The 11,564-nt window shown below is 66.4% G+C and carries 14 protein-coding genes; 5 read left to right on the top strand and 9 right to left on the bottom strand.

The window, feature by feature from the left end:
* Positions 1–728 (bottom strand): ABC transporter ATP-binding protein (locus ACWDU1_RS07290; protein ID WP_449996414.1); only part of this gene is annotated, 728 nt, incomplete at its 3' end.
* A gap of 92 nt (positions 729–820) precedes the next feature.
* Between ACWDU1_RS07290 and ACWDU1_RS07285 the strand changes: the two genes are divergently transcribed.
* Positions 821–1,315, top strand: a complete 495-nt coding sequence (locus tag ACWDU1_RS07285; protein WP_449996413.1) for a GbsR/MarR family transcriptional regulator — start codon at positions 821–823, stop codon at positions 1,313–1,315.
* Positions 1,316–1,378: 63 nt separating this feature from the next.
* On the opposite strand, the gene ACWDU1_RS07280 is transcribed toward ACWDU1_RS07285, so the two are convergent.
* The 3 genes from ACWDU1_RS07280 to ACWDU1_RS07270 form a co-directional block, all read right to left on the bottom strand.
* Positions 1,379–2,242: an alpha/beta fold hydrolase gene (locus ACWDU1_RS07280; RefSeq protein WP_449996412.1), complete on the bottom strand. Its 864-nt coding sequence runs from the start codon at positions 2,240–2,242 to the stop codon at positions 1,379–1,381.
* A gap of 53 nt (positions 2,243–2,295) precedes the next feature.
* Positions 2,296–3,606, bottom strand: a complete 1,311-nt coding sequence (nhaA, locus tag ACWDU1_RS07275) for a Na+/H+ antiporter NhaA (protein ID WP_449996411.1) — start codon at positions 3,604–3,606, stop codon at positions 2,296–2,298.
* Between the two features lie 193 nt (positions 3,607–3,799).
* Positions 3,800–4,264, bottom strand: coding sequence for a GbsR/MarR family transcriptional regulator (locus tag ACWDU1_RS07270; RefSeq protein ID WP_449996416.1), 465 nt, complete (start codon positions 4,262–4,264; stop codon positions 3,800–3,802).
* A gap of 91 nt (positions 4,265–4,355) precedes the next feature.
* Here ACWDU1_RS07270 and ACWDU1_RS07265 point away from each other — a divergent pair, with 91 nt between their 5' ends.
* Both ACWDU1_RS07265 and ACWDU1_RS07260 read left to right on the top strand, forming a co-directional pair.
* Positions 4,356–5,255, top strand: coding sequence for an ABC transporter ATP-binding protein (locus tag ACWDU1_RS07265; RefSeq protein ID WP_449996410.1), 900 nt, complete (start codon positions 4,356–4,358; stop codon positions 5,253–5,255).
* On the top strand, positions 5,245–6,039 hold the full coding sequence (locus tag ACWDU1_RS07260) for an ABC transporter permease subunit (RefSeq protein WP_449996409.1): 795 nt from the start codon (positions 5,245–5,247) through the stop codon (positions 6,037–6,039). The genes ACWDU1_RS07265 and ACWDU1_RS07260 overlap by 11 nt, the downstream gene beginning before the upstream one ends.
* A gap of 65 nt (positions 6,040–6,104) precedes the next feature.
* Here the strand turns inward: ACWDU1_RS07260 and ACWDU1_RS07255 are convergent, their stop codons facing one another.
* A complete protein-coding gene (locus tag ACWDU1_RS07255; protein WP_449996408.1) occupies positions 6,105–6,227 on the bottom strand; it encodes a hypothetical protein in 123 nt (40 codons plus the stop codon).
* A gap of 110 nt (positions 6,228–6,337) precedes the next feature.
* Between ACWDU1_RS07255 and ACWDU1_RS07250 the strand changes: the two genes are divergently transcribed.
* Entirely contained in the window at positions 6,338–6,970 is a 633-nt protein-coding gene (locus ACWDU1_RS07250; protein ID WP_449996407.1) for a hypothetical protein, read from the top strand.
* A gap of 12 nt (positions 6,971–6,982) precedes the next feature.
* On the opposite strand, the gene ACWDU1_RS07245 is transcribed toward ACWDU1_RS07250, so the two are convergent.
* Genes ACWDU1_RS07245 through ACWDU1_RS07235 form a run of 3 tightly spaced genes read right to left on the bottom strand, consistent with a single transcriptional unit; the run spans position 6,983 to position 9,947 of the window.
* Positions 6,983–8,089: a tetratricopeptide repeat protein gene (locus ACWDU1_RS07245; protein ID WP_449996406.1), complete on the bottom strand. Its 1,107-nt coding sequence runs from the start codon at positions 8,087–8,089 to the stop codon at positions 6,983–6,985.
* A 53-nt stretch (positions 8,090–8,142) separates the two neighbouring features.
* Positions 8,143–8,598 carry a hypothetical protein gene (locus ACWDU1_RS07240; protein ID WP_449996405.1) on the bottom strand — a complete coding sequence of 152 codons (456 nt, stop codon included), beginning with the start codon at positions 8,596–8,598 and terminating at the stop codon, positions 8,143–8,145.
* 26 nt (positions 8,599–8,624) lie between these two features.
* Complete coding sequence (locus ACWDU1_RS07235; protein WP_449996404.1) at positions 8,625–9,947, bottom strand: AfsR/SARP family transcriptional regulator; 1,323 nt, start codon at positions 9,945–9,947, stop codon at positions 8,625–8,627.
* A 106-nt stretch (positions 9,948–10,053) separates the two neighbouring features.
* Here ACWDU1_RS07235 and ACWDU1_RS07230 point away from each other — a divergent pair, with 106 nt between their 5' ends.
* Positions 10,054–10,893 carry a class I SAM-dependent methyltransferase gene (locus ACWDU1_RS07230; protein ID WP_449996403.1) on the top strand — a complete coding sequence of 280 codons (840 nt, stop codon included), beginning with the start codon at positions 10,054–10,056 and terminating at the stop codon, positions 10,891–10,893.
* Between the two features lie 64 nt (positions 10,894–10,957).
* On the opposite strand, the gene ACWDU1_RS07225 is transcribed toward ACWDU1_RS07230, so the two are convergent.
* Complete coding sequence (locus tag ACWDU1_RS07225; protein ID WP_449996402.1) at positions 10,958–11,548, bottom strand: hypothetical protein; 591 nt, start codon at positions 11,546–11,548, stop codon at positions 10,958–10,960.
* Positions 11,549–11,564 lie beyond the last annotated feature (16 nt).

Below are 11,564 nucleotides of genomic sequence, written 5' to 3'. Positions count from 1 at the left end.
TGTACACCGGCGAGAGCGTTCAGATCGCCGACCGGGCGCTCGGTCACGGCCTCGACCGTGGTGCGGGTCAGATGGCGGAGTTCGGCGAGGGTGCCGTTTTGCACCACCTGTCCGGCGCGGATGATGCTCACCCGGTCGGCGAGTTTCTCCACCTGCGCCAGAATGTGGCTGGACAACAAGACTGTGCCGCCCCGGTTCTTCACCTCGGCGACCACGTCCTGGAATACGACTTCCATCAGCGGGTCGAGTCCGGTGGTGGGTTCGTCGAGCAGGAACAGGTCTGCGTCCGAGGCCAGTGCGGCGATCAGGGCGACCTTCTGCCGGTTGCCTTTGGAGTAGGTGCGGGCTTTCTTCGTCGGGTCCAGATCGAATCGTTCGATGAGCTCTTCGCGATGCTTCTTGTTGACTGCGCCTCGCAGCCTGGCGAATACGTCGATCGCTTCGCCGCCGGTGAGGTTGGGCCACAGTTCCACATCTCCGGGGACGTAGGCCAGCCGCCGGTGTAGGGCGACGGCATCGCGCCACGGATCTCCACCGAGTAGTTCGACCGATCCGCTGTCGGGGCGTAGTAGGCCCAGTAGGACCCGGATGGTCGTGGTTTTCCCGGCGCCGTTGGGTCCGAGGAATCCGTGGACCTCACCGGGGTGGACGTCGAGGTCCAGGCCGTCGAGCGCGGTGGTGCGGCCAAAGGTCTTGCGCAATCCGGAGATTGCGACGGCAGTGTCCATACCTCTCAGCCTACATTTCTTTCATAAATGTGTGAATAGTTTGAAGGCTATGATGTAGCGGCAGATGTGAACCGGGGTAGAAGGAGGTCGGTGTGGACGAGCGGGACCAACAGGAACAGGCGGTCCTGCGGTTCGTCGAGCAATTCGCTCTGTTGCTCTCGGATTCGGGCACACCGCGGATGGCGGCCCGGGTCTTCGCCTATGTCCTCGCCGACGACGCCGAGCGCTACACCGCCCAGGAACTCTCGACCGGTCTACAGGTCAGTCCGGCCGCGATCTCGGGAGCTGTTCGCTACCTCGTGCAAGCCGGATTGCTCGGCCGCGAACGCGAGCCAGGTGCGCGTGCCGACACCTATCGGGTGTACGACGAGGACGTCTGGTACGCCATTACCGCCCAGCGTCAGGATGCCCTCGACCGGGCACTGCGTTTCCTCGGCGAGGGCGTCGAACTGCTCGACGCCGCCCGCCCCGGTGGCCGCCGGGTCCGCGAGACTCTCGAGTACTACCGGTTCATGCGCGCGGAACTTCCGGAACTGATGAGCCGCTGGCAGAAACATCGCCGCGAGATGTTTCCCGACGCCGACTGACAGAGCGGATGTAGGTGAGCGGGTCCGCCCGGCTATGTCATCTCCCGGCGGGCCCGGCCGGCGTCACAGGTGTCCGGTGAGGTGGTCGACCAGTTCCACCACCCCGGCCGGGTCGTCGTAAAGGGCCAGGTGCCCGCAGTTCGGCAGGACGCGCAGTTCGGTGCCGAGCAGGCCGCGAACAGCGGGTTCGAGACGGGCGGGCGGTAAAAAGATATCGTGCGAGCCCGTGGCCACCACACATGGCACCGACCGGCAGCTGTCGAGTAGCCCGGGAGGCAGCGGCGAGGGCGCCAGGGTGGTCCGGCAGTAGCGGGCGACCGGAGTCATCCACTCCACCAGATGCGGTGCTACAGACTGTTCCGGACCCGTCATCAGGTGCAGGAGCCGGTGTGTGTGGTCGGGTGAGGGGGCGGCGATCCAGGCCATGGTTGCCGCGAGCAGGTGTCGGGTCACCTTCAGGCGAACGAGTCCGGCGGGCGCTACGAGCACGCGGCCGGCGATCCGCTCGGAGGGACAGGCGAGGGCGATCGCCCCGCCCGGTGAATGTCCGAGCAGTACGGCCGTGTCGGGCACGGTCTGTTCCAGCGCTTCGTCGAGCCACCGTCCATACCAGGGGAGCCGGTCTGTGCGGGGTCGCTGGGGCGCGCTGAGTCCGGGCTGGCCCGGTGTATCCAAGGCGATGACCCGGTACCGAGTTGCCAGCTCGGCCAGAAATGGGAGCGAGGCCGCGGTGTTCATGTACGTTCCCGGGATCACCACAACGGTGGGCGCCGACTCATGCGTGGAGCCGATCGTAACGACGTGGGTGGGTCCGGCCGATGTCGTGATGGTCCACCGCTGGTGGGCCGTGTCCCATTCCCGTAGCTGCTCGGTGCACCACCGGCCGATCACTTCACCGCTGGGGGTGTTGATGTATGCGGATCTCATCCGCCGGCCTCCCTTTTCTGGCGTCGGGCGGTCATCGAAGGCGGACGGCATGGTCAAGCCCCTTGCTGGTAGATGTCGGGTACGCCGTCGTTGTCGTCGTCGCGGGTCTCTTCTTCTGAGATGCGGCGGTAGGCGCGGTTACGTATGCGGAGCACGACGGTGGCCAGTAGGGCAGCAGTCAAGGTGCCGACGAGGACTCCGATACGGACATGGTCTTCCCAGCGGGGTTGGTCGGCGAAGGCCAGTTCCCCGATCAGCAAGGAGACGGTGAACCCGATGCCGCCGAGCAATGCCACTCCGGTGACGTCGATCCAGCTCAGGTCGGAATCCAGCTCGGCGCGTGTGAGTTTCGCGGTGAGGAAGGTCGTGAGCAGGATCCCGAATGCTTTACCTGCCACCAGACCGACGACGATGCCGAGTGTGACTCGGTCGGTGAGCGAATCGACCATCCCGTCGAGTCCGCCGATGGTTACCCCGGCGGCGAAGAACGCGAACACCGGTACCGCGAAACCGGCGGTGATGGGGCGGATCCGGTGTTCGAACCACTCGGCCAACCCGGGGTCCTGCGTCGACGGGTCACCGGCCCCGGATCGGGTGGTGAGGACGGGCACGGTGAAGCCGAGCAGGACACCGGCGACAGTGGCGTGGACCCCGGACTCGTGCACCAGCCACCAGGTCGCCGACGCCAGCGGGACCAGCACCCACGGTGAGCGGATCCGGCGCTGAACCGCCAGGGCGAAGGCGGCGAGGGGAAGCACCGCCAGTCCCAGGTAGGGCAGGTGTAGTTCGTCGGTGTAGAAGATCGCGATCACCGTCACCGCGAGTAGATCGTCGACCACTGCCAGGGTGAGCAAGAAGGTGCGCAGCGCAGTGGGCAGATGGGAACTGACCACGGCGAGGACGGCCAGGGCGAAGGCGATATCGGTGGCGGTCGGGATCGCCCAGCCCTTGGCGGCGTCGCCGTTGCCGAGGTTGAACGCGAGGAATATCAGCGCCGGGCCGACCATCCCGCCGACCGCCGCCACCACCGGTAGTGCCGCGCGGCGCGGGTCACGCAGGTCCCCGGCGACGAATTCGCGTTTGAGTTCGAGGCCGACGACGAAAAAGAACACCGCCAGCAGTCCGTCGGCTGCCCATGTCTCGAGCGATAGGTTGAGATGCAGGCCGGTCGGGCCCAGCTGGAAATCGCGCAGCGCCTCGTAGGCACTCGACCACGGGGTGTTGGCCCAGGTCAGCCCGATGGCCGCAGCGATGATCAGTAGCGCGCCCCCGGCGGTCTCGGTGCGCAGAACGGCGGTGATCCGCCGGGTCTCCGGCCAGGAACCCCGGGCAAATAGCGAGAGGCGGGGTGGAGGTGAGCTCATCAGCGCGGGTCATCTTTCGTCGGCATCGACCCCGGCCCACACGTGGACCGGGTACGCCGACCAGGCTTCCCGGCTCTCCTGCTGTAAAGATGCCGTATAGACCATGGTGAACGCAAACCGCGATCCCGCTACCGTGTTTGTGCATAGCCGGCCGGTTGATGCCCGCCGAGTTCTCGCGCAGGTGGTTACGGCCTCAGGTCGGCGAGGGGTGATCGGCGCTGTACTGCTCGCGCCACCGCTCGATCAGTGGCACGAGTTCGTTGAGCATGAAGGTGTAGAAGTCCTGCATCTCGTGCAGGCGCCGCGCGGTCACCGTATCCGGGCCGGTGGCGTCGATACCTTCCTGCGCCGAATCGCGCATGGTGGCCAGCATCGTGTTCTGCTGCGACATCAGCGCCGCCCAGGCGCCGGCGCGGAAACGGTAGTGGTCACGGCGGCTGCCCGGCGCGGGAACCCGCTCGATCAACCCGACCGGCATCAGATGCTTGATCGCCGTCGATACCGCACCGGAGCTGATCGACAACTCCGCGCACAGGTCGGCGGCGGTCATCGTGTCCTGCTCGGTGTAGAGCAGTGCGGTCAGCACCCGCGCGGTCGACCGCTGCATCCCACCGCCGGCCGAGAGTGTCAGGGCCAGTTTCTCGGCAGCGTCGCGCAGGCGCTCGTTGGTTCCCATACCTACGACCGTATCAGAGCTGCGAAGATTCTGAGTATTTACAAATCTCTGAAAGCTCGATACGTTTTGTCTCATGATGAAGGCAATCGAGCTGAACGGGCTCACGAAGACCTACGGCTCGTCCCGAGGTCTGGTCGAACTGTCACTGTCGGTCGAACACGGCGAGGTCTTCGGCTACCTGGGTCCCAACGGTGCCGGGAAATCCACGACCATCCGCCTGCTACTGGACCTCATCCGCCCCACGTCCGGCACCGCCCGCGTCCTCGGCCTGGACCCCCGCGCCGACGCAGTCGCCCTGCACGAGCGGATCGGCTATCTGGCCGGGGATTTCGTCGCACCCGGGCGGCAGAAAGTGGGGGCAGCTCTGCGTTTCCTCGCCGCCTTGCGTGGGGGAGCGGGGGCCGACCGTATCGACGTCCTGTGTGAGCGGCTGGAACTGGATCAGAGCAAACAGATCTCGGCGCTGTCGAAGGGCAACCGGCAGAAGGTCGGACTGGTGCAGGCATTCATGCACGAACCCGAGCTGCTCATCCTCGACGAACCCACCTCGGGCCTGGATCCCCTGGCGCAGCAGACCTTCCTCGACATGGTGACCGAGGCCGCCGCGAACGGGCAGACGGTGTTCATGTCCAGTCACATCATGAGCGAGGTCGAAGCGGTCGCCGACCGCGTGGCCATCATCCGCGAAGGCCGCCTGGTCGCACTCGATACTGTCGCCGGCCTGCGTGCCGACGCCGTCCGCGATGTCGAGGTCACCTTCACCGGGCCCGTCGACTTCTCCGCCTTCACCGGTCTGGCCGGAGTCGCCGATGTGCGGATCGAAGGGCCGACTCTGCGCTGCCAGGTGACCGGAAGCCCCGATGCCCTGCTGCGGGCTCTGGCCGGTCATCACGTCGCGGGCCTTCTGGTCACCGAGCCTGCCCTCGAAGACCTGTTCCACAGCTACTACACCGGAGAAGCCGATGCTGCCTGATATCTACACCCGAACCCTCGCCGACAACCGCCGTGCGCTGGCGGCCTGGGTGATCGGCACCGCGGTGGTCGGCTTGATGTATGCCGCGTTCTACCCCCAGGTCGGCGGCAGCGGCGGGATGGCCGAAACCGTTCAGAACTACCCCGAAGCCATGCGTGAAGCGCTGCGGATGCAGGACATCGGCTCGGCCGCAGGCTACCTGGGCTCGACGGTTTTCGGTCTGCTGCTGCCACTGCTGGTGATGGCCTTCGGGGTCACCTTCGGCGCCCGCGCCATCGCCGGGGACGAGGAAACCGGTTACCTGGACCTGCTACTGGCCCACCCGGTCGGCCGGACCCGCCTCGCGCTCGAGCGGTTCGCCGGGCTGGTCACCGGTGCGGTCGCCATCGCGATCCTCGTGTTCGCGGGCATGCTGGCGATCCGGTCCGGTGCGGAGCTCGAATCGATCGGCATAGCCGAGTTCGCGGCCCAGTGCGTACAGTTGGCGCTGCTCGGGATCACCTTCGGCGCGCTGGCCATCGGGTTGGGGGCCGCGCTCGGCAAACGCGGTCAAGTACTGGGCATCTCCGTGGGGGTCGGGGTACTCACCTACATCGCCGGCAACCTCGCCGGGGTGATCGGCGCGGACTGGCTGAAATATCTCTCGCCGTTCCACTACTACATCGGCGGCGAACCCCTGCGCAACGGAATGCAGTGGGCCGATACCGCAATCCTGCTCGCGGTAAGTGTCACCCTGGTCGCCCTCGGATTCTTCCGGTTCAACCAGCGCGACCTGCGCTCCTGAAGTGATCGCTGAGACCCCGCGGCCCGCTCGGCGGCCGCGGGGCTCGCTCATATGCCGCGGCGTCCTCAGGTGAGGTCGGCGAAGCGTTGCACTTCTTCGATGCGGCCGGACACGATGAGCGCATCACCGGAGGCAACCACGGTGCCGGCGGTGCTATGCATCCGGCTGAAAAGCCGGTGCGGCACCACCGGCTGGTCAAACCTCGGTCCAGCGCGGAGCGGGTGCGGTGGCCGGCAACAGTGCTTCGACAGTGATCCGGCAGGCCGCTTCGGGAAGCTTTGCAGGGAGGTGATCGACGATGATGTTCATCGAATTGTTCGTATCCGGGGGTGCGCTCGGTCCGGAACAGCGGAGGCGGGTTGCCCGGCGTCTGGGCACGATCCAGGAGTTGGGCGCGGGTGAACCCGGCAGCGAGGGAGATGAGATGGCGCCTCGTTCGGCGGCGGTGTTCGCATCGATGTTCCAGGTGGTGGTGCACGAGCCGCAGATCTGGGTTGCCGGTGAGCGTGTCCTGACCGAGCAGGATCCACCGCACTGCCTGGTCCGGTTTCATGTTCCGGGACCGTGGCGCAAGGATATGAGCGAGACATTGATCTCGTACGCGACTCGCATCGTCTCCGACGAGTTCGATGACCGCGAACTGCCCTTTCGCCGGCCGACGGTGCAGGTGCACGTCGTCGGGGTCGCGGAGGGGAGCATAGGGATGCTCGGGAAGGTGGTTACGTCCGCGGGCCTCGTCGAGATGCTGAGTGATCCGTACCGGGACGACGCGGAGGAGGGAAAGGCGTTGAAAGACCCGATGTGCGGTGTACTCGTTCCGTTGGACGACGGCGCCGTCACCACGGAGATCGATGGTGAGTTGTATGCGTTCTGTTGCCGCGGCTGTCGCGCCGAGTATGCAGCAAGACAGGAGAAGGCCGGGCGGGTGTGACAGCCGGCGCGGTCAGTATGACTGGATCTCCGCGAGGGCGCTCGCGGGATCGAGGCCGCATCCGCGCTCGTAATCGTCTCGGTATCCGCGCAGGGCATCGGTCAGCCGCGCGACGTCGGGGTTGCCGGGGTTTGGGCCGCCCCGCAACGCGTGGCCCATGCCGAGGAGCTTCGATGCCCGACCGGGTTCGCCTCGCCGGTGGGCCAGGACGGCCATTCCGACTGCCACATGGGCCAGCATCGGCATATCGGGCAGGCCGCCGGCGAGGTCTCGTGCTTCGCTCAGGTAACGCGCGGCGGTGGTGAAATCGCCGGTGGCCGTGGCCAGATATCCCGAACCGGCCGCGTACAGTGCACGTTCGGGCGGGTCGGCGGCATCCGCGGCGTAGCGGAGATGTCGTTTTGCCTCGTCGAAGTCGCCGGCGTGGCGGGCCAGGTCGGCGAGGGAGATCCGGGCGAGGGTGATTTCATGCGGAGCGCCGCCGCGGGTGACAATTTCCGATAAGTATTTGCGCGCGGTATCGATGTCGCCGGCGTCGATGCGGACCATGGCAAGCCAGGCTCGCTGGCCGTCGTGGGTGCCGAGTTCGCGCGACAGCTGCACCGCTTCGTCCAGCGCGGTCAGGCCCTCGACGGTGTCACCGGCGGTGATCGACGCACTTGCCAGCGACATGAGCGACAGCGACAAACCCCATCGCTCGCCGCAGCCGCGAAACCCCTCCACGGCTGCGGTGATATCGAATCGGCCACGATCGCCCCTGCCTGCCACATCGTCCAACAGCGACCGTGCGAACCACAGCATTCCCCGCATCCACGGATCGGGGTGTTGCAGGTGCGGCTCCAGTGCTGCCAATCCGTGATCTGTCCGGCCGGTAGCGAGCGCGAGCAAGGCGCAGATGAACGCCGTCGTCGGTTCGTGCGCGGCGTCCGGGTGTTGAACGGTGCCCGCGGCGATGCCGAGACCGCCCGCGAAAGTAGCGTTCATCAGGTAGGCAGCGGTCGCGCGCAACCGTGCGTCGGCCGCGGCCGGGCCGGCCATCGAGAGGATCTCGCGCAATTGTGCGGTGGCGTGCGCGTGACCGCCGTGGACGGTCCAGAACTGCCCGAGCGCGGCACCCAATCGGACGGCCGTATCGGTATCCTCCTGGTCCATGGCGAACGCGAGCGCCGCGTTCATATGTCCCGTTCGGTATCGAGGCAAGTGAGCCACGGGAGCTGTCCGGATCCGCGTAAGTGCGGTTCCGCTCGTTCGGCCAGTTCGAGGAAGTACGCGGCATGGCCGGTGCGAGCGGCGGTCAGGCGGCCGGTCGTGGCCAGTTGCTCGACGCCGAACTCGCGGACGGTGTCGAGCATTCGGTATCGGCCCGCCGCGTACTCCAGCAGGGATTTGTTGACCAGAGCATGCAGGGTATCCGCGGTGAGCCCGATATGTTGTGCGGCGACACCGGAGAAACTCCCGGGGAAGGCCGCTGCCTGTTCCGCCGCGGCACGTTCGGTGTCGGTGAGCAGGTCCCAGCTCCACTCCACTACGGCTCGCAATGTCCGGTGCCGGGAAGGTGCTGTGCGGCTGCCGCTGGTCAGGAGCCGGAATCGGTCGTCCAGCCCGGCCGCGAGGGTGTCGATCGGCATCGAGCGCAGGCGAACGGCGGCCAGTTCTATGGCCAGCGGTAAGCAGTCCAAGCGGCGACATATTCGTTCGACGTCGGCGCCGGGCGCGAATTCGGGATGCACGGCACGCGCCCGATCGGTGAACAGTTGCGATGCGGCACCCGGTTCCAGCGGTGCCACCGGAAACAGCACCTCGCCGGTGATGCCGAGCGGTTCGCGGCTGGTTGCCAGTATTCGGAGCCGAGGGCAACGGCCGAGCAGCTCTGCTGCCAGCTGCGCTGCCGCATCGATGACATGTTCGCAACCATCGAGGATGATTGCGGTCTCACGGCGTGCGAGCGTTTCGACCAGGCGAGAGGTCGCATCCGCCGGTCCCGCAGGCCGAGGGCGGCCACCACCGCACGCGGTACCTCGTCGGGATATGTCAGGGGGGCCAGTTCGGCCAACCAGACCGGGATATCCAGTCCGGTGCCGGTCGCGGTGGCGAGGCGGGTCTTACCGACTCCGCCGGGCCCGACCAAGGTCATCAGCCGATTGTCGAGTAACCGTCGCCGGACCTGACGCCGATCGGCCTCGCGGCCGACGAAACTGGTCAACGGCGCGCGCAGGTTCCCGCCGGCGTGCGGCCACTCCGTGGCCCCGCGCAGTATTCGCATATGTAGCTCGCGCAGGTCCGGCCCGGGATCGGTACCCAATTGCTCTGCGAGTACCCGACGGTGGTCCTCGTATGCCGCCAGCGCCTCGGTCTCCCGGCCGCTGGCAATCAATGCCCGGATGAAAAGACCGCGCAACCTTTCCCGTAGCGGGTTGGCGGCGATCAGCTGGTTCAGTTCCATCGATAGCAATGCCCGCTCCGGGGAGACCCCGGCCAGCTTCGCCTCGATGCGGTCCTCAGTAGTTGTCACGCGCAGGTCGTCCAGTCGCGCGGCCGCCGCGGCGGCGAACGGCAGGTGAGCGATATCTGTCAGCGGCTCGCCCCGCCACAACGCCAGCGCCTCGGTGAGCAGTTCATCGACTACGTCGTGGCGGCCGGCGCCGAGAGCGCGGCGCCCCTCTTCGGCCAGCCGCTCGAAACACAGGGCGTCGACTGCGTCGGCCGGAACGTCCAGCAGGTATCCCGCAGCCCGTGCGAGCAATATCGACGGATCCGGCAACGCCCGCCGTAACCGTGCCACGAGCGAGTGGAGAGCGGCGTCCGGATGATCCGGAATATCTTCCGGCCATACAGATTCCGTCAGCGTCCGTGCGGACACCACGCGGCCCGCTTCCAGGGCCAGCCGTATCAGCAGTGCTCGCGACCGCGCCCCGCCCACATGCACGCTGCGGTCGTCGGCGACAACTCGTAGCGGACCCAGAACTTCGATGCGCATATCACGATTCTCCTGCCTCGGGGGTCGGTGACAGGCATCCGACATCGGTTCGGCAGGACCGTGGGGCACGGTCGGTCCAATGACCGCCTGTCGGAGGAGAATCGCCATGACGCACATCCACAACACGGAGCAGTTCCGAGTATGGAACGGAGCCGACGGACACCACTGGGCCGAACACCATGCCCGATACGACACCATGGCCGGGGGCTACGACAAGTATCTCTTCGAAGCCGCCGCGCTCGGCGAACACAGCCGCGTGCTCGATATCGGATCCGGGACCGGGCAAACTACCCGCACGGCAGCCCGTGCGGCCCGTCGCGGGCGAGTAGTCGGTCTCGATCTCTCGGAGCCGATGCTTGCCCGAGCACGACAGATCGCCGCATACGAACAGCTCACGAACGTGACTTTCGAGCAGGGCGACGCACAGGTCCACTCGTTCGGCATGCGAAGATTCGACACGGCGATCAGCCGCGCCGGGGTCATGTTCTTCGCCGACCCGGTCGCCGCGTTCGCCAATATCGCCACCTCCCTGAAGCCCGGCAGCCGATTCGTGTTCACCTGTCACCGGGAGCCGGGCGACACCGTGACCGCGATCTTCGCCGCGCTGGCCGAACACCTGCCGACTCCGGGTTTCGCCGACCCCGCCCCCGGCGTCACCGACTTCGCCGATCCCGATCAGGTCCGCGACGTACTCGTCGCCGCAGGCTTTGCCGCCGTTACCGCGACCGGGTTCGAAACCTCGGCCATCCTCGGCCGAGACAGTCGCGATGCGACCGAGTTCCTGTTCGATGCCCAACTACGTTCGTTCGTTGCGGGTGCCGACGCGACAGCCATACGAAAAGCCAAGAACGCCGTCGAAGCGACACTACAGCCGCATGAAGACGACTTGGTGCGTATTCCCGCGCGGGGATGGTTGTACGCCGCGCACAAGCCCGCGCGAGGCTGACCGCGGGGGGCGTTGCCGCGAGCAACCTGTGATCGTCGGGTCGCGGCTCATGAAGCAGGCTCTATCAGTGCTGGCCTCGGCGGACACCGTTGTGCCCGGATCTGGTGGTGATGTTCAGTCCGGGATTTCGCCTGTGGAGTTCGGCGGCGATGTCGTCCAGGGATATCGGGCGCAGTAAGCGTTCCGGCATGGTTATCCGGTGGCCGGTGGCGAGTTTGCCGATCGGGCCGTGAATCCATCTCGGCCATTGACTTTCGCTGAGCTTCGGGCTGCTTTCGACGAGTTCGATGGAAAGGTATCTCTGGTTCGGATCGATCCTCGTTGTGACGATGTGTACGCGGGCTACCGCAGCCCAGGGCATTCGACCGTATGGTCTGAGCGCCAGCCCATGGTCGTCGATTATCACAGCAGGCGAGGGACGGATGAAGTAACTCAGCCCGAGCAGAAGCGAGAGGACACCCACCACGATCGGAACCACCACGGGGTACGTCGGAGTCGAGTCGGCCGACGTGGTGACGTGCAGCACGCAACCGGTCGCGATCGCGATCAGTCCCAAGGCCAGCATCGATACCGGGACACTGGGCGAAGAACGAAATATCGTCGGGCGTGCCGAATCGTTCTGAGGCTGATCCACGACCAGGATTTTACTGGTCACCGCTCAGAGAATTCGC

The organism is Nocardia sp. NPDC003345, from assembly GCF_053589395.1.
Note: the sequence above shows the minus strand (reverse complement) of the source record. Positions and strands in the feature narration are given on the sequence as shown.